Here is a 25,872-nt window from a genome sequence, read left to right as displayed (position 1 = left end):
GGGTTTTCCATGTTTTCCCTTTAAAAAACATAAGGTTATTGTCCGATGTGGTCTGCTGTGATCCGGACAATACCTGGTGGAAATGTCGGTATCGGTGACGGTACCGACATTTCCACCTCGGACGGCCTTGTCCGATACCGTCAAATCACTCTGACGGTATCGGTTGACGGTATACGTTCGAGGAGTCCCTATGCTCACAGACATGCCGTTGCGAGCGCTGAAGCCGGCCAAGACGATCTACAAGGTTGCCGATCAGCGGGGGCTATGCGGCAGTGACGCTGTCAGGCGCGGTGAGCTTCCGGTACGACTACCGGGTGAACGGTCGCCGCGAAACCCTGGTTATCGGCCGGTACGATCCCACTGCGGTCTCAGAAGGCTTCGGAGGATGCTAGCGTGGCGACCAGAAGCAATTGACTAGGGCGAATCAAAAAAAGCGCGTAGCGTAAAGGCGAAGGCATGGAGCCCAACAGATCGGCCGTCAGTGAGAAAAAGGACATATCAATAAAATTGACGTCGGCTTTGTCGGGACGCGCCGCAGCGACGGCATCGGGCGCTTATACCCGAAGGCAGAACGAATAATTTTCGTCGGGTGACCCGACGCGGGCGCCCGCGCGCTGAAGCAGGCTCAGACGCCACAAACAGGTGTTCGACACGTCTCCAGTCCACATCCGATAGCGGGATTTCAATCATCGATTTCTGTCACTCCCCGATGCCCCATAGCGCGCCTTTTCCGTGGATCTGGAACGCCGGATGCGCGGTGTCAAGTCGATGGGGCGGGCGCATTCCAGCCGTATCTCAGTGCAGCCATACGTATCGAGAAGCCGACGACAATGGTAGCCAGCGCGGCAGGCGCGGTGGCGACGTGCAGGCTAACCACCAGCACCATATAGAGTGCGCTTGCGACGCCCGCCGCGATCGCGTATATCGGCCCCGGAAGCACGAGTTGAGGCCTGTCACCCGCGAGGATGTCCCGCAGCACCCAACCACCAATCGCGTTAATGAGGCCGATCAGAATCGCCCCGAGGGGCCCCAGTCCGGCGTGCATGGCCTTGGTGGCGCCCAACACCGCAAAGAACCCGATCGACAGTGCGTCGAACACCACGAGCAACGGATGTACCCAGCGGATCACGCTTGAAAAGAAGAATCCCGTTGCTGCGCATACCAGAACCGCAAGCAGGTAGCTGACATCGGTGAGTATCACGGACGGACCGCTCTGCAGCAGCACGTCACGCATCAGACTGCCGGTGACGCCGGTGCTGAATGCAAGGCAAAGCACACCGCTCAGACCGAAGCGGCGCTCCACGGCAAACAAAGCGCCGCTGAGTGCGCCGACCGCGGTGGCCGTCACGCTGACAATCGAAGGCCCGCTGGCAAGATCAATCATCGCTACAGGTCGCGGTTGCGACGCCGGCCTGGTGGGCCTGACGATACAAACGTGGAACGGTCTCCAGATTGTGGTTCAGGACGTCGGGCGGTGTAGCCTGGAGAATGTCGAGCGCGACGTCCAGTCGTCCGCGGAAGTCGGGCACCAGGACTTCGATGGTGGTGCCCGGAGAATGTTCGCGGATCGCGCGGATGCATTGCGCGAAATGCTGAGCACCGCCGTCTCGCAGGTCGTCCCTGTCCACGCTGGTGACGACCACATACTTGAGCCCTAGCGCGACGATAGTCTTTGCAAGCTGCAAGGGCTCCTGCGCGTCGGGCGGCTTGGGCCTACCGTGAGCCACGTCGCAGAACGGGCAGCGCCGCGTGCACAGGTCACCCAGGACCATGAAGGTCGCCGTGCTTTTGCTGAAGCATTCTCCGATGTTGGGGCAGGAGGCTTCTTCGCAGACCGTGTGTTGTCCGTGTTCCCGCAGGATCCGCTTGACGTCGCGGAACGTTTCGCTGTTCGACAGCCGGACATGGATCCAGTCGGGTTTCGTGAGCGCGGTGGGCGGCGTGGTCTGATCGTGGATCGGCCATACGCGCCTCGTTTTATGTACGCCGCGCTGGCCTTCGGGGAGGGCAGCCATCGTATTTGCTTGCAGGTCAAAGCCAGAATGCCAGCGGAGCATCGGCGGATCGTCCGGCTTGCGAGCGCTCCGAGGCGGCGTCGACCACCGCGACCGCCGTCATGTTGACGATGCGCTGCACGGTCGACGACGGCGTCATGATATGCACCGGTTTCGCCGCGCCCAGCAGGATGGCGCCGACCGTAATGCCGCCGCCGGCAGCCATCCGCAGCAGGTTGTGCGCGATGTTCGCTGCGTCGACGTTGGGCATGATGAGCAGATTCGCTTCTTCCACCAGGCGCGACTCCAGGCAGACGTCGTCGAGAATGGCCTTGGATAGCGCCGCGTCGCCACGCATTTCGCCGTCGACCGCAAGCGTGGGAGCGCGCTCGTGAACCAGCGCCAACGCGTCTCGCATCTTCAGCGCCGACGGCGCGTTCGAACTGCCGAAACTCGAATGGGACAGCAGCGCGACACTCGGCGTGATGCCGAAACGCCGCACGGCTTCAGCGGCGAGCAGCGTCATCTCCGCGATCTGTGCCACGGACGGTTCGAGGTTGACGTGCGTATCGCAGATAAACAGCTGGCGCTCCGGCAGGATCAGCATCTGCAGCGCGGCGAACGTGCTGACGCCAGGGCGCATGCCGATCACATCGTTCACGTACTTGAGGTGGTCGGCATAGGTGCCATAGGTCCCGCACAGCATGGCATCGGCTTCGCCGCGTCGCACCAGCATGGCGCCGATCAGCGTCGTACGGTTGCGCATCTCGTCTCTCGCGAGCGCACGCGTCACACCCTTTCTCGTCACCAGGGCGTAATACTCATTCCAGGTCTCCTGATACCGGGGATCGTCGAGCACGTTCACGCATTCGCAATTCTCGCCGAGCTTCAGACGCAGTCCGAAGCTCTCGATGCGCTCGGCAATGACGTTCAAACGGCCAACCAGCACCGGATACGCAATCCCTTCGTCGACCACGATCTGAGCCGCGCGCAAGACCCGCTCTTCCTCGCCCTCGGCGTAGACCACTCGTCTTGGGTTTTTTTTGCCGCTGCGAATACCGGCTCCATCCTGCTGCTGCCGGACTGATAGATGAAACGCCGCAGCTTGAGCCGGTAGGCCTCGAGGTCGGCGATCGGTTGCGTGGCGATGCCGCTGTCCATCGCCGCCTTGGCGACCGCTGGCGCAATGCGCTCGATCAGCCGCGGATCGAAGGGCTTGGGAATCAGGTATTCCGGACCGAAGCGCAGACCCTGGGCGCCATAGGCGCTGGCGACCACATCGGGGATCTCGGCATGCGTGAGATCCTTGATCTTCACTTCCTTGACGATGCCGGCTTCCGATGCAGGCACTTCCATCGTGGCCTTGTCGGACTCGATCGTGATCAGCGGATCTTCGAGCTGGACGGTGTCGCCAGCCTTGATAAGCACTTCGATGACCGGTATGTCGTTGAAGTCGCCGATGTCCGGAACCCTGATCTCTTTGATAGTTGCCATGTCTTCCCCACGAACGATTCGATGTCGATGCGTGAGGTGACGCCGTAGCCGGTATCACCTCAAACGACTTGTCTGAATGCGAGCGCAGACTGCGCGCGACTAGACAGTCCAGGGATCGGGCCGCTCGGTATCGAGGCCGTAAGTCGCGCGACGCGGCTGACGGCTACGATGGCGGCTGGGTCGCCCACCCGGGGCTTGTGCCGATCGCGATGGCCGAGTTCGTCAAGGTGCTGGGCGACGAGCCGAACCAGATCGGCAAGCAACGCGATGACGTGCAGGTCAGCGCGAAGGACCTGCTCGACTTCAGTCCGGAAGGGCCGATCACCGAAGCGGGTTTGCGCAACAACATCAACGTCGGCATTCACTACCTGGGGGCGTGGCTTGCGGGCAATGGCTGCGTGCCCATCCACAACCTGATGGAAGATGCCGCGACCGCGGAAATCTCGCGCTCGCAGGTATGGCAATGGATCCGTTCTCCAAAGGGTAAGCTCGACGACGGTCGCAAGGCTACCGCCGAGCTCGTGCGCAACCTGACCGGCGAGGAACTGGACAAGGTGAAGAAGGAGGTGGGTGGCGACACGACGCAGTATGACCGTGCGGCACAGATATTCGAAGAAATGTCGACCTCGGAGCAGTTCACGGACTTCCTGACACTGCCGCTATACGAGGACATATAAAACAACCCGCGCCTGTAGCCAGGCGTATCCGCCGAACGGTTCGGCCGTGGAAAGGACTGATCAGCCTGGGCGATGCGCGGGCGCTCGCCTGCCGGCCGGTAACGGTTGCCAACAGCGTGTGTTCATGTCGTAATCATACGACCACGAACTGACACAACCCAGGTACAGCAAGGTTCGCTTGTAAGCGGATTTTCCATTCTGCGATTGCAATGCAAGCGTAATGTGAAAAGCGCGTGCGGTTCAGCCCGCTGGAGCGCGAAGTCAGGCAGAATCCCAGCATGAATGCCGGTCTGTGGCGCAGTTCGCCAATTCACTTCACGTTCTTGAGGCAATGAATGGCTACCCAGCAACCTACCATCATCTACACCCTGACCGACGAAGCGCCGCTGCTGGCCACGAGTGCCTTCCTGCCCATTATCCGCACCTTCACCGCGTCGGCCGGAATCCACGTCGCCGCGAGCGACATTTCAGTGGCTGGCCGCATTCTGGGGGAATTTCCAGAATTTCTGACCGAGGCGCAACGGGTGCCCGACAACCTGGCCGAACTCGGTCGCCTGACCTTGCTGCCCGATACCAACATCATCAAACTGCCCAACATTAGTGCCTCCGTGCATCAGTTGGTCGGTGCGATCAAGGAGTTGCAGGGGAAGGGCTACAAGGTGCCGGATTTCCCCGAGGAACCGAAGACCGAAGCCGAGAAGGCAATCCGTCAACGTTACTCCAGGTGCCTGGGCAGTGCCGTCAATCCCGTGCTGCGCGAGGGCAACTCGGACCGCCGCGCACCCGCCGCCGTGAAGAATTTCGCTCGCAAGAACCCGCACAGCATGGGCGAGTGGAGTATGGCGTCGCGCACCCACGTGGCCCACATGAAGCACGGCGACTTTTACCATGGCGAAAAGTCCACGACGGTGGATCGCGCTCGCGACGTGAAGATGGAATTGCTGACACAAAGCGGCAAGGCTATTGTGCTCAAGCCCAAGGTGTCGCTGCTGGACGGTGAGATCATCGACAGCATGTTTATGAGCAAGAAAGCGCTGTGCGACTTCTACGAAGAGCAAATGGAAGACGCCCGCAAGACTGGCGTCATGCTGTCGCTGCACGTCAAGGCCACGATGATGAAGGTTTCGCACCCCATAGTCTTCGGCCACGCGGTGAAGATTTTCTACAAGGAGGCCTTCGAGAAGCACGGGAAGCTGTTCGACGAACTGGGTGTGAACGTCAATAACGGCCTCGTCAATCTGTATGACAAGCTGGAAAGCCTGCCCAGCTCGAAGCGCGAAGAAATCATCCGCGATATGCACGCCTGCCACGAGCACCGCCCCGAACTGGCGATGGTGGACTCGGCCAAGGGTATCTCCAACCTGCATGCACCCAACGACGTGATCGTGGACGCCTCGATGCCGGCCATGATTCGCATCGGCGGCAAGATGTGGGGCGCCGATGGCCGTCCGAAGGACACCAAGGCTGTAATCCCGGAGAGCACGTTCGCCCGCATCTACCAGGAGATCATCAACTTCTGCAAAACCAACGGCAACTTCGACCCCGTCACGATGGGCACGGTTCCCAATGTAGGGTTGATGGCCCAGCAGGCCGAGGAATACGGCTCGCACGACAAGACCTTTGAAGTACCCGAAGCAGGTGAAGCCCGCATCGTCGACCTCGCCACCGGCGAAGTGCTGCTCACGCAGAACGTTGAAGAAGGCGACATCTGGCGCATGTGCCAGGTCAAGGACGCGCCGATCCGCGACTGGGTCAAGCTGGCCGTCACGCGCGCCCGCAACTCCGGTATGCCGGCTATCTTCTGGCTGGACCCGTACCGCCCGCACGAAGCCGAGGTGATCAAGAAGGTCGAGACCTACCTCAAGGACCACGACACCACGGGCCTGGACATAGAGATCATGTCTCAGGTGCGAGCCATGCGTTACACGCTGGAGCGCGTCATTCGCGGGCTGGACACCATCTCGGTCACGGGCAATATCCTGCGCGACTACCTGACCGATCTGTTCCCCATCATGGAGTTGGGCACCAGTGCCAAGATGCTCTCCATCGTGCCGCTGATGGCCGGCGGCGGCATGTACGAAACCGGGGCAGGCGGCTCGGCTCCCAAGCACGTGAAACAACTGGTGGAAGAAAACCACCTGCGCTGGGATTCTTTGGGTGAATTCCTGGCGCTGGCGGTGTCGTTGGAAGATCTGGGTATCAAGACTGGCAATGCCAAGGCCAAAATACTTGCAAAGACGCTGGATGAGGCCACTGGCAAGCTACTGGAAAACAACAAGAACCCGTCTCCAAAGACAGGACAACTGGACAATCGCGGCAGTCAGTTTTATCTCGCCATGTATTGGGCCCAGGGACTGGCTGCGCAAACCGAAGACGCCGCTCTTGCCGCGCATTTCGCGCCGTTGGCGAAGCAACTGACTGAGAACGAGCAGGCCATCGTGGCCGAGTTTTCGGCAGTGCAAGGCCAGCCGGTAGACATCGGCGGTTACTACCAGCCCGACACCCAAAAGCTCGACGCCGTGATGCGTCCGAGCAAGACGTTGAATGCGGCGCTGTCGGCGACTGAGGTTTAAGGAATGCCGGCTGCCCTGTCAATCAGGGCAGCCTTTGACGCTTGAATGACCGCTACCTCTCCACCCTCGATGCCACGTCAGGCTGGTAATGATCCCGTTATGTCCGGCTGGCAGATGTACACGCCGAAGTGAAGCCTGTGCCTGCAGCGGTCATGCGCTACCCATCCGCGAGTTTTCTGCCAGCGCCCATTCGAACAACTCGCGCTTCGTGCGAACCCCCAGTTTCGCGAAGGCTACGCTTCACGTAGGACTCCGCTGAGGATAGCTTGACGCCCAGGTAGTCCGCCGCATCGGGAATCGTCCTTCCGTTTAACAGTAGCTTGCAGATTTCATACTCGCGACGGGACAACTGCATGTTTTGCGCCGCCGGCCGCTCATCGAACCCGGCGTTTGGTGTTGTATTGGTAAATTCCATATCACCGCGCGATGCGAGCGGCACCAATGCCAATGACGCGACCGACCGGCCTGTGGACGCATGTGCGATGGCTTTCTGTTTAGCGCACTCGCGTAAGTCACTCTTCTTGCGCCAGCCGTACGAGGACGTCGGCAAGGGCACGAATCTTCGGCTGGGCCGCACGTTGAGATGGGTAAACGAGAAAGTACGATGCACTGTTTCGTACTACTTCTCGAAATGGCGTCATCAGGGAACCCACATCAAGCCTTTCTTGCGCCATGTGTGGGTCGCCGATTGCAACCCCATGACCTTCTGCTGCGGCAGTGAGCGTCAATTCAAGTGTATCGAATACAAGCCCCTGTCGAGCATTGATGTGCGTCGCCCCGACACCATCAAGCCAACCACGCCATTCCGCATAACCAGGTCCAGGATGTAGCAATATCGCGTCCGCAAGATCAGCGACCGACTTGAAAGATGCAGCCAATGCGGGTGTGCACATTGGCGCGAGCGTCTCGGCAAACAGCGGTACCGCTTCTACGCCCACCCACTGTCCGTTGCCACGCACGACAATGGCGTCGACATCCGGCGCGGTGAAATCCGGCGTGTCGTCAGCGGATGTCGAGATGCGCAGTTCAGTTCCGCCCAGCGCATGGTTGATTTCTGCCAGCCGCGGGAGCAACCAGCGAATCGCAAACGTGGACGGTAACCGCAGCGTAATCACCGACGTCGCGCCCTGCTGAATGGCAGCATGCTGAACGAGTTGCGTCAGCACGTGGACTGCCACCGTCAGCAGCGTGTCTCCCTCTGCCGTCAATGCCAGCCCCGACGCGTGGCGCACGAACAGCGCACATTGATAGTGCGCTTCCAGTTGCTGGATCTGCCGACTGACCGCTCCCTGCGTGCGGCACAGATGATCAGCGGCCTTACTCACGCTGCCAAGAGACGCCGCGGCGACGAACGCCTGAAATCCAGCTAGCGACGGCAGCGGGCGGGTCAGATCTGCCAGCGGGTATGTTCCGGGTGCATACCCCGCTTGCGGATTTTTCGATTGTTCGGTCATCGGCGGGTCGCTATCGTGTTCAACCAGGGGCGTGCTCGTTTGACCGGGCCGCATCTTTAACGAATTATCGGAGGTTACTGTGGTGTCGTCGCCGGAATTACTCTATACGCAGCAGGTTCGCACCTACCTCAAAGAGTTGGAGCGCGGCGACGTCGCCGCGATCTGTGCCCTGTTTGCACCGGACGCACAGATTTTCTCGCCGTTTCTCGGTTGGATGCAAGCTGCACCGTTCTTTGCCAAAGTCAGCGAAGCATCGGGAGACAGCACGATCAGGCCTATCGACATCTGCATGAGCACAACAGGCGCTCGGCGTGCGACGGGTTACTTCATCTACGATTGGGTGCTGAAAGACGGTTCCGCCGTGAGCTTCGAGTGCGTCGATGTGTTCGAGTTCGACGCCAATGGTCTGGTCGAGCGCATGATAATTGTGTACGACACTTATCCCATCCGCAGCACTGTCGGCGATAAGTACGCGTAGTTTGCCGACTAGTCGTTTACTCGGTCATGTCTCGCCCCACTCTCCACGCATCGTGACCAGCATCACGATGGGCATGCGGCATTCGTGTTGCAGCGAGAGCATGTTGATGCAGTTGCCCACGCCGCTCGATTGCAGCAGCAGTACGCCGCGCTGGCCACCGACCCATGCGCCGCCCATCATGGCCACGCCTTCTTCTTCGGTGGTCAGCGAAACCGCATGGATTTCGGCATCTGCTTCGCAGAGTTCGATACGACGTTTGTGCCCCGCATCCGGCACGTAGGCCACTTGCCGCACGTCAGCGGCTTTGAAGTGCTCGAAGATTGTTTCCGGCCAGTTGACTGACATGATGACGAGTTTTGGTAGGTCGATGAAAACGGAGAGCCGTCGCGCCAAGCAGGGCCGATCGATTACCTTGCTTTGATGAGTGATAGCGTGCATCAGCAAAAGTCGTCGCTCAATTACTGATTGCGGAAGGCGCGATTAGGCTGGGGTTAACGGGGTTGGCCGACGTGAATTCACGCACAGATCCTTTCCGTGTTGGCTGGCGTCGTGTGCATTCGATCGCCTGAAATGCGGTGTTCCAGAATGCCGAATTCCAACCCTCGGTTCGAGTAAGCACACTAGCGTGCAAACCGATTGGAGAGGGAACCATGAAGATTGTTGTGCCGGTTAAGAGAGTGGTCGATTGCAACGTGAAGGTCCGGGTGAAATCGGACGGCACGGGCGTTGACCTGGCGAACGTAAAAATGTCGATGAATCCGTTCGATGAAATCGCGGTTGAAGAAGCGGTGCGATTGAAGGAAGCGGGCGTGGCGACGGGTGTCGCTCAATCGCAAGAAACGCTGCGCACGGCGCTGGCGATCGGTGCGGATCGCGCGATTCTGATCGAGTCGTCTGAGGACCTGCAACCGTTGGCGGTTGCGAAGGTGTTGAAGGCGCTAATGGATAAAGAGCAACCTTCTTTGGTCATTCTCGGCAAACAGGCCATCGACGACGATTCGAACCAGACTGGTCAGATGCTGGCTGGTTTGCCGCAAGCGACCTTTGCATCGAAAGTTGTCGTCGCTGACGGCAAGGCAACCGTTTCGCACGAAGTCGACGACGGCGCTGAAAATCTCGGGTGCGATCCAGCATCTGGCCGGGATGAAAGACAGCAAAGTCATCGTCACGATCAATAAAGACGAAGAAGCGCCGATCTTCAGCGTCGCCGATTACGGTCTGGTGGGCGATCTGTTCTCGGTCGTTCCGGAGTTCGAGGCCATGCTGTCTTAAGCGTACGTCGAGGGAAAGTCCAGGTCGGATGAGGTGAAACGTGAGCAATTTGAATGATATGAGGCATGTCAGAGCGGCGGCGGCCTTAGCCGCTAATGCCGAAGATGCCTCCATTTGGCGGTGGTTCGCATTGCTGCTTGAAGAGCGAAGGATTCGCTGGTGCTGTAGCAGTGGCCGTTGGCTCGTGAGCGTTGACAACCGGCACGTCGCCACGGATAGCAGCTTCGACAAAGCCATCCGGATCGCGAGGGAAACCGTAAAGTCAAAGGAGACCATGCAGTCGTGAGCGCTGACGCCGCCCAAAAAGATCTACAAGGTTGCCCATCAGATATCGGCCCAGTTGTCCCCGAAGACCAGCGCTAGCGCGATTCCGCGGCGCCGGTCGCCGCCGGCGCTCCGCAATGGCGACGCCTGTTCTGGCGATTAAACCCTCACGAGCAACTTGCCGATGTTGCCGCCTTCGAACAGGCTATTCAGCGCAGCAGGCAGTTGTTCGAATCCATCGACGAAAGTCTCCTTGAATACGATCTCACCGCTCTTAACCCAAGGCGCCACTTGCGCCACCATTTCGTCCATACGATTGGTGTAGTCTCTTGCCAGCACGCCCTGGATGGTGGCGCGCTGAAAGAGCATATGCTGTAGAAATCGTGGTCCCACGTCCGGCGTGTCCAAGCCACCGTCGTATTGACTGATCGCTCCGCAGATCACGATGCGGGCTCGGCGCTTGATAAGGGGGATCACGGCATCCGTGATCGGGCCGCCGACGTTGTCGAAATAAACGTCCACCCCTCCTGTGGCTTCGAGCAGCGCGCTCGTCAAGTCTTCATGTGTCTTGTGTTCCCGATAGTCGACCGCGCGATCCAGTTTCAGTTCGTCGAGCAGGAATCGGCACTTGTCTGGACCGCCGGCAATGCCCACGACCTTGCAGCCCGCCTTTTTCCCGAACTGCGCAACCAGCGAGCCGACGGCCCCGGCCGCACCGGAAACAACCAGCGTATCGCCGGGGCGCGGCCGGCCGGCTTCCATGAGGCCAAACCAGGCGATACGCCCTGGCATGCCGAGCACACCGAGTGCCGTGGAAACTGGCGCGCTTGCAGGATCGAGTTTGGTGAGTTCGCTGTGATGGCACCGCGCATATAACTGCCAACCCGAATAAGTCGACACCCAGTCGCCTTTGGCGAACAACGGGCTAGCCGACTCGACCACTTCGCCCACGACACCGGAGCGTTGCACGATGCCGAGGGGATGAGGCACGTCATACGTATTGCGCTCGTGCTGCTGGATGCGAATGTACGGGTCCACGCTGATGTATCGTGCGCGAACGATGACTTCGTTCTCCGCCAACGGTCCAGAGATTTCGCTTTCACGAAGCTCGTAGTGCTCCGATCCAACGCGACTCGTGGGACGTTTTACATAGAACCATTGGCGATTCGAATAGGGTGCGTTCATGGATTGGATTTCCGGTGTGAATTGCGATGCCGTGGGAACGATTCACATGAGTCGCTTGAGGTCTTTGCGATGTTGGTTTGACGGATTCAACAAGGCAAGGGCAGCGATCTCTGGCGGCTGGTTTCGCGAAGTGATATTTTAAGTTTTTTGGACAGCCACCGTCGAATCATTATTTATCCAGCTTGGCAGTAGTTTTTCTACTGTCTGGCCGCGTTCGCTTTGCTGTCGCGGGTTTTAGTTCATATCGGGCCTGCGTGATCAGCCAGTCCCGCATTGCCCGAATAGTCTCCGAATCGCGCCGGTCCTCGGGATAGACGACGTAATAGCTCAGCGAGAGATGCAGCGCGAAATCGAAGAGGCGGCACAAGCGGCCTGCGGCGAGATCCCGTTCCACGAGTTGTTCGCTGGTCAGAGCGATGCCTTGGCCCGATATCGCGGCATCGATTGCAAGGGCGGACTGGCTGAACCGAGGACCCTTACTCGGATCGACATGTCCTCCTTCGTTCAGCGCTTCGAGAAATTCGGGCCACAGGTCGTGTGAATCATGCAGCAAAACGTGATGCTTCAGATCGGACGGCTTCCTCAGTGGTCGTTTTGAGTCGGCCAATGAAGGGCTGCAGACAGCATAGATATCGACCGGAAAGAGTGGATCGGCAGCGAGTCCTTTACCGAAAGGCGGCTTGCCGTGGCGGATCGCGATATCGACTCCGTCGCGTTTAAAAGTCGAGAGTTGTTGATCCGCGATCACACGCACTTCAATGGATGGATAAGCGTCCGTAAATGTGGCCAGCCGTGGGATGAGCCATTTCGACGCAAATGAAGGCGTCGTGCTGACCGTCAAACTCGATGCCCGGTGCGCGAGCGCTTCCGTTGCGTTCGCGATGATCGTCAGCGCGCGCTGCACCGATGAGAAGTAGATCGAACCATGGGTAGTCAGCGCGAGCCCGCGCGGTAGGCGATCGAACAGCTGAAGTCCAAGAACGTCTTCGAGATTGCGCACCCGTTGGGCAACTGCACCTTGAGTGACGCCTATTTCCTCTGCCGCGACACGGAAGTTGAGGTGACGCGCGGCGGCTTCGAATGCCCGCAGCGCGTTTAAAGGGGGAAGGCGTGGCGCCTTGGTTGGGGACGGCATACAGTGGAAAAACTACAGCCTTGGAGTAAGCAATGGTTCGACGCGATTGGCGTCCGGCCGCGCTAAGTTAGCATATCGTGGCGCGAGCAAGGGCGTGTTCGCTTTGCGGCCAGGCCAGGCACCAGCCTCTACCCCTTGGGTTTGCAGGCATTTCGATCAATCGAACTTGGCCAGGTCCTGAAAAATAAGCTGAGCCCACGTGTTGCCGCGTGCCTGGACGAGCAGGCCGCCTTCGCCGATCTTCCCCAACTCGATCGGCGCAAATCCGAGCCGTTCGACAAGTGCCGCCACCGAGGCGCTAGCCGCACCATCGTCGCTGGAGATGAAGACGACTCGCCGGCCGCCTTGGGGAGTCTTCGACCCTTGGGCCAGGACGGCGGCTGGCAGATGATTGAAGGCCTTCACCACCTTCGCCCCTGGGAACGACTTCGCGAGGGCGGCAGTCGATGGCAGTCCGCCCAGTTCTTCCGGGGGAACGCCGAACGCATTGGTGGCGTCGATCACGATCTTCCCCTGCCAGCTTTCAGCTGCGCGGCCGATATCCCGGTGGTTCGCAAACGGAACGGCCAGAATAACGACGTCGGCCTTGACTGCGTCCTCCAGCCGTCGAGCAACGATTGACGGGCCTATTTGCGCCGCGCTCGCGTCCAGTGGCCGCCTGCCTGCCACAACTACTTCGATATCCTGATTAGCGAATGCCTGGGCGATGGCCGTGCCGATCTTGCCAAGCCCGATAATTGCGTAGCTCATTGAATTCTCCTTTGTGTATCGAAAGGTCTTGGCGGTGACTTTGCGTCTCAGACCTGACCGATGCCGCCATCGGTCATCAGATCCGCACCCGTCATGTAGGAACTCTGGTCGGACGCGAGAAAGAGCGCCGCGTTGGCCATTTCGTCGGCCCGTGCGAGTCGGCCGATCGGGACCATGCTCTGGTACATGGTCACCAGATCCTCGCGTGTCGCCGACTGGGCGTCGAGAATCGGGGTATCTGTCACGCCAGGGCTGAGCAGGTTGACGCGAATGCCGCGATCCTTGAATTCCGCGGCCCAGGTGCGCGCATAGGAACGCAACGCAGCTTTGGTCGCCGCGTAAGCGGTGTGGCCAGGAATGCCCATGCCGTGCATGGCGGATGAGACTAGAACGATCGAGCCGCCAGCTGCCATCATCGGCAACAACTTCTGCACCAGGAAGACGGGGCCGCGAGCCATGAGATTGAACGCCTTGTCGAAATGCTCGGGCGTGAGGGTGTCGATCGAAGCCTGCTCCGTAAAGCCCGCGTTCGACACGACGATGTCGACGACTCCTTTTTTGTCCCTGACTGTTGCCGCAACGCGGTCGAGGTCGTCGAGATTGGCGGCGTCAGCCTGGATCGTGGTGACGTTGCGTCCAATCAGTCCCGCGGCCTCGTCGAGTTGTGCCTGCCGACGGCCAAAGATAAAGACGTGAGCGCCTTCGGTGACAAACCGCTGGGCGATCGCCAAACCAATACCGGTCGTTCCGCCGCTAATGACGGCAATCTTGCCTGCGAGGGTGGACATTGAAATCTCCTGTCTGTTCGTGAATGACAGGACCATAGTAATTCTCGTCGTGGACGATGATAATCATTGGATTTTTCATAAGATTCATGCTCTAAGAGAATAGGTCAACCGAGGGGAGCGTTATGGATCGGTTTCACGAAGTGAACGCCTTTATTGCCGTCGTCGAAGCCGGCGGCTTTTCCGCTGCGGCGCGTAGAACCGGCGACTCACAATCCGTCATCAGTAAGGCAGTCGGCGCGCTGGAAAAGCGCCTTGGCGTCATGCTGCTCAATCGAAGCACTCGCAGCGTGACCCTGACCGACCAGGGGCAGCGATACTACGATCGGACCAAACCGCTCATCGACGAAATGGACGAAGCCGACGGCGAACTGACCAGCAGCACGTTTAATGTCTCGGGTCTCATCAGAATCGCTGTGTCCGGCACGTTTGGCCGGCTTCACATCCTTCCGCTGATACCGGAGCTGTTGTCACTCAATCCCGGCCTGCAGGTGGATCTGATCCTCTCTGACTTCGTGCGGGATATGGTGGAAGACCGGATCGATCTGGCGATCCGGGTGGGCCCTGTGAACGATCCTGACGCGGTCGTCAGACGCGTGGCGAGCACCCCCTTGGTATGTGTCGGATCTCGCCGCTACTTCGAGCAGTACGGCATACCAAAGACGCCCACCGAACTCGCCGATCACAATTGCCTTTTATATGGCGGCCTGGTGGAGTCGGCGAATTGGCCATTTGTGGGACCGGAGGGTCGATTCAATGTGTCCGTTCGCGGCAATCTTTCGTCTAACAGTGTCGAAACGATCCGCGCAGGCGTTTTGGCCGGCGTTGGCATCGGCCTGTTCGCCAAGGTCTCTCTGGCCGATGAACTGCGGCATCCGGACGTGATCACGGTTCTCGACGAATTCATCAGCGACGTCAGAGACATTAGCCTTATCTGGCCAAAACGCCGGTTTGTACCGGCACGCGTGCGCAGCGCGACTGATTTTTTTGCCGCTGCGCTGGCACAGCGTATTCAGGATTAGGGCTCTGCCGCGACCTGCACGACGACTTTGCCGAAGTTGCGCCCTTGCAGCATGCCGAGAAATGCTTCTGGGGCCTTCTCCAGACCATCGACGATATCTTCCTTGTAGCGAATCCGTCCTTCGCCAATACCGTTGGACACGATGCGCAGAAACTCGGGATAGTGTTCGTCGGCAAACTCGTAGTTGATGAAACCTCGCACCAGAAGGCTTTTAGTCAGTATCTGGCGCATCGTGGCCGCAAGCTGGCCGTTGGCGTTTTCCTGATCGCCGCTGTATTGCGCGATGAGGCCGCAAACTGGCACACGCGCGAAGCGGTTGAGCAGAGGCAGCACTGCCTGCCATATCTTGCCGCCGACGTTCTCGAAGTACACATCGATTCCATCCGGACAAGCCGCAGCCAATTGTTCGGCCATGTCGGGCGCGCGATGGTCGATCGCGGCGTCAAAACCGAGTTCGTCCAGCACGTAGCGGCACTTCTCCGAACCGCCGGCGATTCCTATTGCCCGCGCCCCGGCTATTCGCGCAAGCTGTCCGACGAGTGAGCCGACCGGACCGCTGGCCGCTGCAACCACGACCGTATCGCCGGGTTTGGGCTTGCCGATCAACATGAGGCCGGCGTACGCGGTGAATCCCGGCATGCCGAGCACGCCGAGCCGGGCTGACGGTGACGAGAGATCGGGGTCGACCTTGCGTAATCCAGTACCGTCGATCACCGCATAGTCGCACCATCCGGTTGGAGCAAGTACGAGTTCACCTGCGCGATAGTCCGGATGTCTGGATTCGATTACCTCGGCCACGGCTTCGCCGACCATCTTGTGATCGATTTCGACCGAAGGCGCGTACGACTTGCGCGCATCCATTCGGCCGCGCATGTACGGATCGAGCGACAGGTACAAAACACGGAGCAGCAGACCATTCGGTGGCGTGTCCGGCAGAGTGGCTTGCTCAAGACGGAAATTGTCGACGGTTGGCTGTCCATCGGGTCGAGAGGCAAGAACGATCTGTTTGAAAGTGTCTATTTTCATGGTAGATATCCGCTTCGTCAGGACATTGGCCCATCAGATCCGTACGTTGCTATTGCAATACCGAAGCACAAAGCTTCGCCAGCCGATCGTCGAGTGAGCGGCCTTGAACGTCGATCTGGGCGCTGTGGAACTGGCTGAGTTGAGTCGACGGCTTATCGTACTCGATCGTCGTGCCACCCTGTGCGTTTTCGTAAACCATGATACGCAATGGCGCATACAGTCCTGCCGCCATATTGACGCTGGTCATTTCAGTCGCGGTGAGAACATTGCCGGTGAAATACTCGGTGCCGTTCCTGCGCTGTCCTTTCAGCATGAGCCAATCTCCATGCAGCCCAATGTAGTGAATCACAAGACCGTCGTTGCCGGCGGCTTTCTGAAGGGCGGCGCGCAATTCGTCGACCTTGTCCTGTTTCAGCAGCGTGCGGATATGATCGTCAAGTCGACCGAGACGGCTCTCCAGATCCTGTTTGACGGAAGCGTAGGGTTTGCTGGAAGAGACGGTCACGTGATCGATAATCGTCTTTGTTTCCGATACCTCGACGGTCGCCGCCATCGCGGGCGCGCAGAACACGTTCATGCTGATCGCAGCAACGGCAGCCGTCGACAATGCAAGTCGTGAAGCGGCAGTACGTAAGTTAATCACTGGGTGTCTCCTTGTTGGACAGGTAGGTAGATTGCGCGCTCTCGCGTCAGTGTTCCGACGCGGCTTCCGCTCCAAGGCCGCTTAGCATTCGAAGTTGCTGAGCATCGAAGGAACCGTCGCCGGCGTTCTGACGTGTCGTGACCGATCCGAGCCAGCCCGCGATAAAGCCCACCGGAATGCTGAACAGACCGGGATTCGAGAGCCAGAAAGGCGGGGTGGAATCCTTGAAGATGATGCCTTTCGCTCCGATGACGGCCGGCCCCAGGAGCACGAGGCCAATCGAGGAAAGGGTGCCGGCGAGCACCGCGGCCACTGCGCCTCGATCCGTAAAACGCCGCCAGTACATCGAGAAGAGAACCACGGGCAAGTTTGCGCTTGCCGCGATGGCGAACGCGAGCCCGACGAGAAACGCGACATTGAAGGTCTTGACGAGCAGCGCGAGTCCCATGGCGGCGATACCGAAGACTATCGTGGCGATCTTCGCGATTACGACCTGCCGGCGCTCCTTATCGCGAGACGCCGAGAAGAGATGGCCGAAGATGTCGTGAGAGATGGTCGAGGCCGAGGAAATCATGATGCCCGAGACAACCGCAAGAATGGTCGCAAAGGCAATTGCTGAAACGCACGCGAGCAGAAGTTCGCCGCCGGCAGAACCCGCACCGCCGCCGAGTGTCGTAGCGAGCAGGGTGATGGCGCTGTTTCCGGAACTGTGTGTGGCGAGAATCGCCGCCGGTCCCACGATCGCGGTGGCGGAAAATCCGAGCACGATCATCATTACCGCAAAGGACGTCATCACAATCAGGCCGATTTTCGCGGACTTTCTCGCCGCGACGGCGGACGGCACCGTGTAAAACCGGGTCATGACGTGTGGCAGGCCTGCCGTGCCCAACGCGAGGGCGAGCGTGAGTGACAGCGTATCCAGCGGATCCTTGAAGTAGCCGCCCGGCACAAAGTACTGCGCTGGATGCAGCGATGACAGGCGAGCCTTATTGAACAGTGCGCCCACGTCGAAGGAGAAATGCGCCAGAGCAAACAGCACGAGCACCGCGCCGGCAGTCCAGACGAGCACGGCCTTGACGATCTGCACGTAAGTCGCGGCCACCATTCCGCCGAACAGCACATACGCGATCATGAGTACACCGATCAGCACGATCGCGGCGTTGGTGCCGATCGGCAATAGCAGACTGGCCAGCGCGCCACCGCCAACGAGTTGCGCGAGTAGATAGGCTAACGAAATGATCAGCGAAGAACCCGATGTGGCCGCTCGCACTCCGCGGCTGCGCAGACGGAGTGCGACCACATCGGAGAGGGTGTATTTGCCGCAGTTTCTGACCGGCTCGGCGACGATCAGCATGATCATGATCCATCCGGCGATGAAGCCGACCTGATACACGATGCCGTCGAATCCGAACAGGGAAACGAGTCCCGTCACACCGAGAAACGATCCGGCGGACATGAAGTCTCCCGCCAGCGCGAGGCCGTTCTGAAACGGCGACAGATTGCGTCCGGCCACGAAAAAGCCGGAGGTTCCACGCGATCGGCGAGCACTCCATCCGGTCAGAATGAGGCTGAGTCCGATAAATCCCACGAAGGCGATGATTCTGAGCCCGCCATGACTGATCAGATTATTCATGTCGATCACCGTTCGATTGTGCAAACGCGCTGCGAAGCAGTTCGGCCGCTTTCGGGTCGTAGGCTCGCTCGGCCCATGCACAGTAGCCCCAGAAAGTGGCGATCGTGAGCGCGAACTGAACGACTACCGCGAGCAGTCCAAGGTTGAGCTCGCCGTAGACGGATAAGGACATCACGCCGGGAAACTCCAGCACTGCGATTAACAGGCCGAAATAGATGCCTAACGACGTGTAAAGCAATGACCATACGAAGCGGTTCCGAAACTTTGCGAGCGCTTGCGTCTTCTCGACAAGGGACAAGCCGGATGATCTGACTTTCGTCACGTTTTGCCTCTCGAACTCCGCGTTGATTGATTCCATCGATTGCATGTCGGGTCTCCTCCGTTATGGTGCTCATGACAGACCTATGAAGAGGTCATCGCGAGAGTTTTGCCGGCAAAACTTCGCCGCGGCTCTCTCCAAATCCGATTCGTGCAAAGCCTGCTTTCTCACAGTAGCCGCGCAGGATAATGGCGTCGCCATCCTCCACGTAGCTGCGCTTTTCACCCGTACTCAGCGTGAGCGGCTCGCTTGCGTTGCGTGCAAGTTCCATCAGCGCGCCCGCTTCCGATTTCTCCGGGCCTGAAATGGTGCCGCTGCCAAGCAGATCTCCCGGACGCAGATTGCAGCCGCCCACGGCGTGATGCGTGACCATCTGTGCGATGCTCCAGTACTGATGCTTGAAACTCGTGAGTGAGAGTTGCGCCGCCGGGAGATTCCCGGCTCTATGGTGAGCAGTCTCCATGCAGACTTCCAGTTGGATATCGATGGCGCCAGTCGTGCTATTTCTGTCGGAATCCAGATAAGGCAGCGGCTTTCCATCCGCGTCCGGGCGCGGCAGGGGAAGCCTGAACGGAGCCAGTGCCTCCATGGTCACGATCCACGGCGAAATGGTGGTGGCAAAATTCTTTGCCAGAAACGGCCCTAATGGCTGCATCTCCCAAGCCTGAATATCGCGAGCGGACCAGTCGTTGAGAAGACATAGCCCGAATACATGACTGTCGGCCTGATCCAGGTCGATCGGCTCGCCGGCCGCGTTGCCTTGTCCAATGTAAATGCCGAGTTCAAGCTCGTAGTCCAGCTTGCGCGACGGCGAGAAGATCGGCGCTTCTTCGCCCGGAAGCATGATTTGACCCGCCGGGCGCCGGAACCGCTGACCACTTAGCCCGATGCTCGAAACCCGGCCGTGGTAAGCAATGGGTATCGATTTGAAGTTGGCGCCCACACCGCTCAGGCCGAGTAGCTTGCTGATGTTGGTCGCGTGATGAATCGAGGTATAGAAATCCGTGTAATCGCCGATCTGCGCAGGCAGGCTGTATTCCATTTCCGCTAGCGGGACCAGACATGCCTCGATCGCCGCGCGATCGTCCGAAGGGGCGCGCTCGTGAAGCGCCGCGAATAGCGCGTGTCGCAATGCGCGCCATGCGGACGGACCCATTGAGAAGAACTCGTTGAGCACGGGCTGCGCGCACGCCCGCGCAGCCTCGCCCGCGATTCCATTCAGACCGGCACGAGACGCCCAGGCGGCGATATCGACCACCTGATCGCCGATAGCGACCGCACCTCGAAACGCCTCATCGGAATGCTTTCTGCGGATAACCGAAAACGGCAGGTTCTGGATTGGAAAGTCACACGCCTGTGCATTGGCGGACTCGACCCAACTGCGCGCAGCGGGATCATGCGTCTGATTCAGAGTGTGTTGCATGTTCGTCTCGATTCATTCGGGGTAAGGTGCGAGTCGTGCGCGTCAAGGCATCGACGTTCAGTCGAACGGGCGCGTGGGGCTGTGCCTGCTGAGAAGGATTCCGCGTTCCTGCAAATCCCGAATGAACGCCGCGCTGAGCTTGCGTTCGGAGAGCACCTCGGCGTTATGCTCGCCCTGGAAAGCGGGGCTGCCCGGCTGCGGCAACTCGGACTGGCTGAAATGCCACGGCGCGCCGGGCATGCGTGTCGTGCCGCCCGATCTGTCGTCTACATCGACTAGCGCACCCCATTCCCGCACCCACTCGGAGTCGGCGAACTCGTTGACGCTCCGGACCACGCCAATGGCCAATCCCGCTTCGCTGACCTGCGTCTGGAGCTGATCCAGGTCGTTGAACGTGAGAAGCCACGCGCGGACTTCGGCCAGCAAATCAGCAATGTTTTGCCGCCGCAAAAGCGCCGTGCCGAAGCGGGGGTCACTCAGCAAATCGTTGCGACGCATCATCGCGCAGTAACGCGAAAACATCGGTGTGTAGATCGGGCTACCCGCGATGGTGAGTTGGCGTCCATCGGGCAAATCGAAGATGTGCGAATCAGGCGCCGAAAGAATGATCGGTTCGCCCTCCGTATCGATTTCCGACAGTTGTGCGCCCACGCGTTCGTTCACCGATAGCATGGTGGCGGCCATCGAGACATCGACATGTTGCCCCTCGCCGGTTCGCACCCGATGCTGAAGCGCGGCCAGAATGCCGATGACGCCGTGAAGTCCGGTGTACATGTCGGCGTGGCTGCATGCGTCGTTACGGACTTCGGTGAGCGCGTCGCCAAAATGGTGCTGGACGATGTCGGTCAGTCCTGACTCGGCTTGTACGGTCGGCGCGAACGCCGGACGGTTTCGCCATGAGGTCGATTGTCCATAGCCACTCAAAGAGGCATAGATCACGGACGGGTTGAAAGCGCGCACCTGCTCATAGCCGAGCCCAAACCGGTTCAGCGTCCCGGGGCGAAAATTCTCGACGATGATGTCCGCGTCCCGGCACATGTCGACCATGATCGAACGCGCCTCCGGGAAGTTGAGATCGAGGCTCACGTTGCGCTTGCCGGCGTTCTGCTGCACGTAATACAGCGACATGTCGCCGATATGCGGCATGCTCACGCGGCCGATGTCGCCGGAGGGTGGCTCGATCTTGGTCACGGTGGCGCCGAGATCGAGGAGAGTTTTGGTGCAATGCGGTCCGGCCAGCACTCGCGTGAAATCGATCACGCGAATGCCTTCGAGCGGTGCTGACATGATCAGTCTCCCTTGAATTCGGCGGTGGCGGGCCCGGTCGAAAAGAACGAAGCGAAACCTCGTTCGCGGTCGCCCGTCTTCCAGATCATGTTGTTGAGGTTGATCTGTTCCAGGTCTGCGCTGCGCACGCCGCCGTTGGCGGCGAGATTGGCCTGCTGCTTGATGCCGTTGAGGACTTTGGTCGGGCCCGCTGCCAGTTGCCGGGCGAACGACATGGCGGCAGTCTGGAGTTCGGCTTCGGGCACGACGTGATTGATGATGCCCCAGCGTTCGAATGCTTCCGCCGGGTGCCGCCGTCCGATCAGCGCGATTTCCTTGGCGCGCACGACGCCCGCTCGCTGAACGAGTCGTTGCGTGCCGCCGAGCAGCGGAATCAGGCCCACGATGCTCTCGACCTGGCCGAAGTAGGCCGTATCCGCGGCGACGATCATGTCGCAGGTGAGCGCCAGTTCGAGGCCGCCGCCAAGCGCGGCGCCGTGAACGGCGGCGACTGTCGGGACCGGTGCGTTCTCCAGCACGTCGAGGAACTCGAAGAATTGATCGGCGTTGTGCTGGATCACCGTCTTGCCATCGGTGAAGGAACTCATTTCCGCACCCGCGGAAAAGTGCCGCATGTCGCTTTTGAGCACGATCGCGCGGGCCCCTTCGGCGACTACGCCGCGATACGCGGCGAGCAGATCCGCGATCATCGCGTCGTCGATCAGGTTGTGCGGTGGCTTGGCTAATGAAACGATTCCGACGGCGCCATCCATTTCAATCTTTACTGTGGTCATGGTTCTCTCTGCAATGTGCGATAGCGGAGCAAAGGCCGCTGGCTGTAAGCGGCGTTTGCGACGTTGTGGGAGTGTCGGCTGACGAATCCGTACCGATGCGTTACACCGAAGCCGCGATAGCTCGAATCGGCGGAGCGTGTTGCGTCGCCGCATGGACGGGACCGATCGCGCCATCCATGTGTTCCGGATGGGCATCGATCAGGGTTGTCGTTAGTGCCGGAGCGGGGTTGACTGAGGGCTTCATGGCTTGTCTCCATCTGTTTTTCGGCTTGCGCCGTTGATGGTTACTATCTCAGCGAGCTCATTGAGCGGCAACGTCCAACCCTGCCAATTGCCGTGTCAAAATGTGCCAAACGTGCCCGGCGAAGATCGGAAAAATGTGCGAGCATGTCTGCAACTGGAGTGAGACACATCGTGCGACCACCGAAAATCATCACGCCGTTGCACCCGGATCTCGACGCGCCGACGCAGAGTCTTCTGGGCTTGGCCGCGCTCGCCGCCGAACTGGCCGCGGAGGGCGTTTCCGTCAACAAACTGTTCGCGAATACGGGCGTCCATGCGAATCAGTTGGAGGATTCGCAGGCGAGAATTTCGCATCGTCAACGTCTCGCCATTTATCGAAACGCTCAACGGCTTGCTACAAGAGCCGATGTTGGATTGCTTGCGGGTGCGCGTCAGAGGATCAGTGACTTCGGCATATATGGCTATGCCATGGTCAGCAGTACGACCTTTGGAGACGCCCTGAAATTCAGCGTCGAAAATGTCAGGATGGCCGGCGCGGTTTTGCAGATCCGCTATTCCACCGAAGGGAATACCGGCATTCTGAGCAGCCACGGGCTCGCATCGCTTGGCGACATGTTGCCGTTTGTCGCCGAATTCTGGCGAAGCTCGATGACGGTGTTATTCAGCCGGGTGCTGGAAGCGCCTTTTCCGTCGAAGCGGATGGTCATGGCGTATCCGGCGCCGCCACATTGGCGAAATTACGAAAGAATGTTCGACTGTCCCGTGGAGTTCGGCGCCGATACGATGGAGTGGCATTTCGACGTGCATGTACTGGACCGTCCGTGTCCGAATGCGAATCCGATTACCGCGCAAATCTGCCAGCAACTGTGTGATCGCATTCTCGAAGAACGGGATGGCATTCCCGAACTTCCGCGGCAAATCCGCATGGCCTGCCTGAACGCACCGGGCGTGTTCCCATCCGCCGAGAAGATGGCTGCGCAACTCGGCATGTCACTGCGGACCTTGCATCGACGGCTGGCCGACGATAACTACTCGTATCAAACCTTGTTGAACGATGTTCGCCGGTCGCTCGCCATCGAATTTCTGGAGAATACGAGGCTTCCCATCGATCAGGTCGCCGAGCGCATTGGATTCTCGGATGCGGCGAGCTTTCGCCGGTCTTTCAGGAAGTGGACTGGAAACTCACCCAGTCTGTATCGGAAGGGAACGGGCGAGGATGGGTGAGGGAAGCGGCGCGCCGTTACGCAATCGAGTTGCATAGGTCTGCGCATAGTGCCATGGCGAGCGCCGGTGATCGTCCAGTTGCAGAGCTTCAACATGTCGGTCGGAATTGACGACCTTGTTCCCAAGGTACGATTGCGGGTGGTGCTCCACTGTCGGAGATGCCGCTGACTCTAAAAGAAAACATGAGACGACTATTCCTCGCTTCACTCGCAGCCATCTCTTTGGTGACCTCTGTTCATGCGCAAAACAACGCGCCCGGGCCGCTCGACACGCCTTCTGGCGCACTGGAATTCGTGCGCGCCGACCGTGATTTCGTGGGGATGCTCGATAAGGAAGTTTTCGATCGCTTCGGCGCGAACGCGCTCACGCATTTTGATGAGATCGGTAACGCAAGCGACACCGTGACGCGCACGCTCGTGCAGACTGATTCCGGTCCGGTGCTGTACGACTTTCGCCATCGTCCGCCACTCGTGCAGCGCTCGGGTAAGCGCATGACGGTCAAGCGCGTGTTCTGGCAAGGCGATGAGGTCGTGATGCAAAGCTCGCAAGGCTGGTTCAGATTCAAAGGCGGTGTGCTGACGAAGCTGCAGTCGTCTACGACGACGTACCATTGATTACGCGGGTACGCCTAGCGTAAAGCGGTGAGTGTAGTAGACCGCTGGCATGCGTCGCACACCGATCCCGGCTTCAGGCGCGGCGATAGGCGTCAGTGCGTGCGCGAGGCATCAGGCTTCTGTGCGCTGTTCCTTGAACAGCATCAGCGCACAGAAGCTCACCGCACACGCCGGCGCCACATACCAGGCCGCAGACATGGGATCGCCGGTCCATCTGATCAGTCCCGTCACGATGAATTGAGCGGTGCCGCCGAACAAGGCGACATGCAGCGCATGCGAAACAGCCATGCCACTGGCGCGCACCCGCGCAGGAAGCGCTTCGAGCACAAGCAGGGCGACGGCGACAGCGCTAAGCGCCACCATGGTGCTAATGAGCGCGACGCCACACAGGATAGGCAGCGCGTTGGTCGCACGGGTGATCATCAGAAAGACCGGATAGACCAGAATCGCGGTGCATCCCGAGGCGAGGAGGGCCAGCGGCTTGCGGCGAGGCAGACGGTCTATGAGCCGGCCGGCCAGCGGCGGAATGACGATCAGCAGCAGCGCGGACAACGCGGAAGCCAGGAATCCGGTGATGGCGGGCATGTGGATCACGCGAGTCACATAACTCGGCATGTAGTAGACGATCGCGTAGACCGGTATGGTTTGCCCCGCCATCATCAACATCGCCAGCAGGATCGTCGCGCCATGTTCGCGGCACAGTTCGACGAGCGGTGTACCGCCATTTCTGGCGGCTGCGGGAATCGGATCCTCAGGAAGCCGACGCCGAATGTAAAGACCGACTGGCGCGATGAGCAGACCGATCAGGAATGGAATCCGCCAGCCCCACGAGGCAAGCGCACTTGATGACAGCGTGCTGGTAAGTAGCACGCCCAGGGTTGCGCCCAGCAACGCGGCCGCGCCCTGGCTAGCGAGCTGCCAGCTGAGCAGATAGCCGCGCCGCGACACTGGTCCTGCCTCCATCATGAGGGTCGCGGCAACGCCGATGTCGCCGCCGACGGCAAAACCCTGCAACGATCGGCCGGCGATGATAATGAGCGGGGCAATCAGGCCTATGCTGGCAAACGACGGGCACAGGCCGAGCGCCGCCGTCCCCAGGGCCATCATCCAGGTGGTCCTCGTCATCGCTGCGCGGCGTCCCACGCGATCCGCGTAAGCGCCAAACATGATCTCGCCAAGAGGTCGCATGAGAAAGCCGACGCCGAAGGTGCCGACTGCCCACAGTAACGAAGTCAACGGATCTTTCGCGGGAAGAACTGGTCTCCGATCATCACCGCGAAGAAGCCGAAAACGGTGAAATCGAACATTTCAAGGCCAGTCACAAGCGACGCTGCGACAACGGTTTTGAGAAGCTCGCGGGAATTTCCCCGATTGCCGGACGGCTGGTCGCACGTCGCGAGGGGAGGCGTGAACATTCTTTTGTAAGGCCGTCAGTAAGGGCGCGTGAGTTTCATGTTGAAAACGCATTCTCACTGCGCGACGCGTCACACGATATCACGCGCGCCCCTTCGCTGATCGGCTGCTCACAGATAACTCATCGGTGTCATTGCAGAGGACAGCATCAGTCCCGCATTGACGACGTCGTCAATCGTGAACTCGCCGATC

Annotated in this window: 24 protein-coding genes and 6 pseudogenes; 9 read left to right on the top strand and 21 right to left on the bottom strand. The window is 59.6% G+C overall.

Annotation, left to right across the window (positions count from 1 at the left end; genetic code table 11):
* Positions 1-190 precede the first annotated feature (190 nt).
* A pseudogene (locus tag HF916_RS51240) lies at positions 191-371 on the top strand (Arm DNA-binding domain-containing protein); the annotation flags it as partial.
* Between the two features lie 389 nt (positions 372-760).
* Here HF916_RS51240 and HF916_RS40770 read toward each other — a convergent pair.
* From HF916_RS40770 to HF916_RS51790, 4 genes and pseudogenes are all read right to left on the bottom strand, one after another.
* On the bottom strand, positions 761-1,384 hold the full coding sequence (locus HF916_RS40770) for a trimeric intracellular cation channel family protein (RefSeq protein ID WP_168794354.1): 624 nt from the start codon (positions 1,382-1,384) through the stop codon (positions 761-763).
* A gap of 34 nt (positions 1,385-1,418) precedes the next feature.
* Positions 1,419-2,015 (bottom strand): annotated as a pseudogene (locus HF916_RS40765) (lipoyl synthase); the annotation flags it as partial.
* A gap of 16 nt (positions 2,016-2,031) precedes the next feature.
* On the bottom strand, positions 2,032-2,988 hold the full coding sequence (locus HF916_RS40760) for a phosphate acyltransferase (protein WP_346777738.1): 957 nt from the start codon (positions 2,986-2,988) through the stop codon (positions 2,032-2,034).
* Positions 2,925-3,488 (bottom strand): biotin/lipoyl-containing protein, encoded by a 564-nt coding sequence (locus HF916_RS51790; RefSeq protein ID WP_346777737.1) that lies wholly within the window; start codon positions 3,486-3,488, stop codon positions 2,925-2,927. The genes HF916_RS40760 and HF916_RS51790 overlap by 64 nt, the downstream gene beginning before the upstream one ends.
* Positions 3,489-3,595: 107 nt before the next feature.
* On the opposite strand from HF916_RS51790, the pseudogene HF916_RS40755 reads away from it, so the two are divergent.
* Positions 3,596-4,165, top strand: a pseudogene (locus HF916_RS40755) (malate synthase A); the annotation flags it as partial.
* Positions 4,166-4,500: 335 nt separating this feature from the next.
* A complete protein-coding gene (locus tag HF916_RS40750) occupies positions 4,501-6,738 on the top strand; it encodes an NADP-dependent isocitrate dehydrogenase (RefSeq protein WP_168794352.1) in 2,238 nt (745 codons plus the stop codon).
* Positions 6,739-6,888: 150 nt separating this feature from the next.
* On the opposite strand, the pseudogene HF916_RS51235 reads toward HF916_RS40750, so the two are convergent.
* Positions 6,889-7,132: pseudogene (locus HF916_RS51235) on the bottom strand (helix-turn-helix transcriptional regulator); the annotation flags it as partial.
* Between the two features lie 118 nt (positions 7,133-7,250).
* Positions 7,251-8,192 (bottom strand): LysR substrate-binding domain-containing protein, encoded by a 942-nt coding sequence (locus HF916_RS40745; RefSeq protein ID WP_168794351.1) that lies wholly within the window; start codon positions 8,190-8,192, stop codon positions 7,251-7,253.
* A 79-nt stretch (positions 8,193-8,271) separates the two neighbouring features.
* On the opposite strand from HF916_RS40745, the gene HF916_RS40740 reads away from it, so the two are divergent.
* The gene (locus tag HF916_RS40740; protein ID WP_168794350.1) at positions 8,272-8,670 is read left to right on the top strand and encodes a nuclear transport factor 2 family protein; all 399 of its coding nucleotides are present in this window, start codon (positions 8,272-8,274) and stop codon (positions 8,668-8,670) included.
* Positions 8,671-8,694: 24 nt separating this feature from the next.
* On the opposite strand, the gene HF916_RS40735 is transcribed toward HF916_RS40740, so the two are convergent.
* On the bottom strand, positions 8,695-9,015 hold the full coding sequence (locus HF916_RS40735; RefSeq protein ID WP_240975712.1) for a thiamine pyrophosphate-binding protein: 321 nt from the start codon (positions 9,013-9,015) through the stop codon (positions 8,695-8,697).
* Positions 9,016-9,320: 305 nt separating this feature from the next.
* On the opposite strand from HF916_RS40735, the pseudogene HF916_RS40730 reads away from it, so the two are divergent.
* Positions 9,321-9,788: pseudogene (locus tag HF916_RS40730) on the top strand (electron transfer flavoprotein subunit beta/FixA family protein); the annotation flags it as partial.
* Positions 9,775-9,942, top strand: a pseudogene (locus HF916_RS40725) (electron transfer flavoprotein subunit alpha/FixB family protein); the annotation flags it as partial. The pseudogenes HF916_RS40730 and HF916_RS40725, both read left to right, overlap by 14 nt.
* A gap of 423 nt (positions 9,943-10,365) precedes the next feature.
* Here HF916_RS40725 and HF916_RS40720 read toward each other — a convergent pair.
* The 4 genes from HF916_RS40720 to HF916_RS40705 form a co-directional block, all read right to left on the bottom strand.
* Positions 10,366-11,391 carry an NADP-dependent oxidoreductase gene (locus HF916_RS40720; protein ID WP_168794349.1) on the bottom strand — a complete coding sequence of 342 codons (1,026 nt, stop codon included), beginning with the start codon at positions 11,389-11,391 and terminating at the stop codon, positions 10,366-10,368.
* Between the two features lie 169 nt (positions 11,392-11,560).
* Positions 11,561-12,526, bottom strand: a complete 966-nt coding sequence (gene gcvA / locus HF916_RS40715; protein ID WP_168794348.1) for a transcriptional regulator GcvA — start codon at positions 12,524-12,526, stop codon at positions 11,561-11,563.
* Between the two features lie 156 nt (positions 12,527-12,682).
* Complete coding sequence (locus HF916_RS40710; protein WP_168794347.1) at positions 12,683-13,276, bottom strand: NADPH-dependent F420 reductase; 594 nt, start codon at positions 13,274-13,276, stop codon at positions 12,683-12,685.
* Positions 13,277-13,323: 47 nt separating this feature from the next.
* Positions 13,324-14,064: an SDR family NAD(P)-dependent oxidoreductase gene (locus tag HF916_RS40705; RefSeq protein ID WP_168794346.1), complete on the bottom strand. Its 741-nt coding sequence runs from the start codon at positions 14,062-14,064 to the stop codon at positions 13,324-13,326.
* A gap of 122 nt (positions 14,065-14,186) precedes the next feature.
* On the opposite strand from HF916_RS40705, the gene HF916_RS40700 reads away from it, so the two are divergent.
* A complete protein-coding gene (locus HF916_RS40700) occupies positions 14,187-15,083 on the top strand; it encodes a LysR family transcriptional regulator (protein WP_168794345.1) in 897 nt (298 codons plus the stop codon).
* Here HF916_RS40700 and HF916_RS40695 read toward each other — a convergent pair.
* The 8 genes from HF916_RS40695 to HF916_RS40660 form a co-directional block, all read right to left on the bottom strand.
* Positions 15,080-16,108: an NADP-dependent oxidoreductase gene (locus HF916_RS40695; protein WP_168794344.1), complete on the bottom strand. Its 1,029-nt coding sequence runs from the start codon at positions 16,106-16,108 to the stop codon at positions 15,080-15,082. The two genes, HF916_RS40700 and HF916_RS40695, sit on opposite strands and share 4 nt — an antisense overlap.
* Before the next feature lie 49 nt (positions 16,109-16,157).
* Entirely contained in the window at positions 16,158-16,715 is a 558-nt protein-coding gene (locus HF916_RS40690) for a DUF302 domain-containing protein (RefSeq protein WP_240975711.1), read from the bottom strand.
* Positions 16,716-16,797: 82 nt separating this feature from the next.
* Positions 16,798-18,384 carry a solute symporter family protein gene (locus tag HF916_RS40685; protein ID WP_168794342.1) on the bottom strand — a complete coding sequence of 529 codons (1,587 nt, stop codon included), beginning with the start codon at positions 18,382-18,384 and terminating at the stop codon, positions 16,798-16,800.
* Positions 18,377-18,751: a DUF485 domain-containing protein gene (locus tag HF916_RS40680; protein WP_168794341.1), complete on the bottom strand. Its 375-nt coding sequence runs from the start codon at positions 18,749-18,751 to the stop codon at positions 18,377-18,379. The genes HF916_RS40685 and HF916_RS40680 overlap by 8 nt, the downstream gene beginning before the upstream one ends.
* A gap of 46 nt (positions 18,752-18,797) precedes the next feature.
* Positions 18,798-20,126: a fumarylacetoacetase gene (gene fahA / locus HF916_RS40675; RefSeq protein WP_168794340.1), complete on the bottom strand. Its 1,329-nt coding sequence runs from the start codon at positions 20,124-20,126 to the stop codon at positions 18,798-18,800.
* Between the two features lie 57 nt (positions 20,127-20,183).
* Positions 20,184-21,413 carry a CaiB/BaiF CoA transferase family protein gene (locus HF916_RS40670; RefSeq protein ID WP_168794339.1) on the bottom strand — a complete coding sequence of 410 codons (1,230 nt, stop codon included), beginning with the start codon at positions 21,411-21,413 and terminating at the stop codon, positions 20,184-20,186.
* A 2-nt stretch (positions 21,414-21,415) separates the two neighbouring features.
* On the bottom strand, positions 21,416-22,186 hold the full coding sequence (locus HF916_RS40665) for an enoyl-CoA hydratase/isomerase family protein (protein ID WP_168794338.1): 771 nt from the start codon (positions 22,184-22,186) through the stop codon (positions 21,416-21,418).
* Positions 22,187-22,286: 100 nt separating this feature from the next.
* Entirely contained in the window at positions 22,287-22,430 is a 144-nt protein-coding gene (locus tag HF916_RS40660) for a hypothetical protein (protein ID WP_168794337.1), read from the bottom strand.
* A 170-nt stretch (positions 22,431-22,600) separates the two neighbouring features.
* Between HF916_RS40660 and HF916_RS40655 the strand changes: the two genes are divergently transcribed.
* Together HF916_RS40655 and HF916_RS40650 are read left to right on the top strand one after the other, a co-directional pair.
* Entirely contained in the window at positions 22,601-23,653 is a 1,053-nt protein-coding gene (locus HF916_RS40655; RefSeq protein ID WP_168794336.1) for an AraC family transcriptional regulator, read from the top strand.
* Between the two features lie 182 nt (positions 23,654-23,835).
* Positions 23,836-24,267 carry a hypothetical protein gene (locus tag HF916_RS40650; protein ID WP_168794335.1) on the top strand — a complete coding sequence of 144 codons (432 nt, stop codon included), beginning with the start codon at positions 23,836-23,838 and terminating at the stop codon, positions 24,265-24,267.
* A 111-nt stretch (positions 24,268-24,378) separates the two neighbouring features.
* Here the strand turns inward: HF916_RS40650 and HF916_RS40645 are convergent, their stop codons facing one another.
* Both HF916_RS40645 and HF916_RS51230 read right to left on the bottom strand, forming a co-directional pair.
* A complete protein-coding gene (locus tag HF916_RS40645; RefSeq protein ID WP_240975710.1) occupies positions 24,379-25,503 on the bottom strand; it encodes an MFS transporter in 1,125 nt (374 codons plus the stop codon).
* Entirely contained in the window at positions 25,500-25,682 is a 183-nt protein-coding gene (locus HF916_RS51230) for a hypothetical protein (protein ID WP_240975709.1), read from the bottom strand. The genes HF916_RS40645 and HF916_RS51230 overlap by 4 nt, the downstream gene beginning before the upstream one ends.
* Positions 25,683-25,872 lie beyond the last annotated feature (190 nt).

Origin of the sequence: Paraburkholderia aromaticivorans, assembly GCF_012689525.1 — a bacterium.
Taxonomy (GTDB): Bacteria; Pseudomonadota; Gammaproteobacteria; order Burkholderiales; family Burkholderiaceae; genus Paraburkholderia; species Paraburkholderia aromaticivorans_A.
Note: the sequence above shows the minus strand (reverse complement) of the source record. Positions and strands in the feature narration are given on the sequence as shown.

Bases quoted from the DNA above. Each gene is read 5' to 3' on its own strand.
- HF916_RS51790 (WP_346777737.1), bottom strand. From the start codon at position 3,488: ATGGCAACTATCAAAGAGATCAGGGTTCCGGACATCGGCGACTTCAAC.
- HF916_RS40680 (WP_168794341.1), bottom strand. From the start codon at position 18,751: ATGCAATCGATGGAATCAATCAACGCGGAGTTCGAGAGGCAAAACGTG.
- HF916_RS40710 (WP_168794347.1), bottom strand. From the start codon at position 13,276: ATGAGCTACGCAATTATCGGGCTTGGCAAGATCGGCACGGCCATCGCC.
- HF916_RS40705 (WP_168794346.1), bottom strand. From the start codon at position 14,064: ATGTCCACCCTCGCAGGCAAGATTGCCGTCATTAGCGGCGGAACGACC.
- HF916_RS40720 (WP_168794349.1), bottom strand. From the start codon at position 11,391: ATGAACGCACCCTATTCGAATCGCCAATGGTTCTATGTAAAACGTCCC.
- HF916_RS40735 (WP_240975712.1), bottom strand. From the start codon at position 9,015: ATGTCAGTCAACTGGCCGGAAACAATCTTCGAGCACTTCAAAGCCGCT.
- HF916_RS40685 (WP_168794342.1), bottom strand. From the start codon at position 18,384: ATGAATAATCTGATCAGTCATGGCGGGCTCAGAATCATCGCCTTCGTG.
- HF916_RS40670 (WP_168794339.1), bottom strand. From the start codon at position 21,413: ATGTCAGCACCGCTCGAAGGCATTCGCGTGATCGATTTCACGCGAGTG.
- HF916_RS40660 (WP_168794337.1), bottom strand. From the start codon at position 22,430: ATGAAGCCCTCAGTCAACCCCGCTCCGGCACTAACGACAACCCTGATC.
- gcvA (WP_168794348.1), bottom strand. From the start codon at position 12,526: ATGCCGTCCCCAACCAAGGCGCCACGCCTTCCCCCTTTAAACGCGCTG.
- HF916_RS51230 (WP_240975709.1), bottom strand. From the start codon at position 25,682: ATGTTCACGCCTCCCCTCGCGACGTGCGACCAGCCGTCCGGCAATCGG.
- HF916_RS40695 (WP_168794344.1), bottom strand. From the start codon at position 16,108: ATGAAAATAGACACTTTCAAACAGATCGTTCTTGCCTCTCGACCCGAT.
- HF916_RS40650 (WP_168794335.1), top strand. From the start codon at position 23,836: ATGAGACGACTATTCCTCGCTTCACTCGCAGCCATCTCTTTGGTGACC.
- fahA (WP_168794340.1), bottom strand. From the start codon at position 20,126: ATGCAACACACTCTGAATCAGACGCATGATCCCGCTGCGCGCAGTTGG.
- HF916_RS40665 (WP_168794338.1), bottom strand. From the start codon at position 22,186: ATGACCACAGTAAAGATTGAAATGGATGGCGCCGTCGGAATCGTTTCA.
- HF916_RS40750 (WP_168794352.1), top strand. From the start codon at position 4,501: ATGGCTACCCAGCAACCTACCATCATCTACACCCTGACCGACGAAGCG.
- HF916_RS40700 (WP_168794345.1), top strand. From the start codon at position 14,187: ATGGATCGGTTTCACGAAGTGAACGCCTTTATTGCCGTCGTCGAAGCC.
- HF916_RS40745 (WP_168794351.1), bottom strand. From the start codon at position 8,192: ATGACCGAACAATCGAAAAATCCGCAAGCGGGGTATGCACCCGGAACA.
- HF916_RS40770 (WP_168794354.1), bottom strand. From the start codon at position 1,384: ATGATTGATCTTGCCAGCGGGCCTTCGATTGTCAGCGTGACGGCCACC.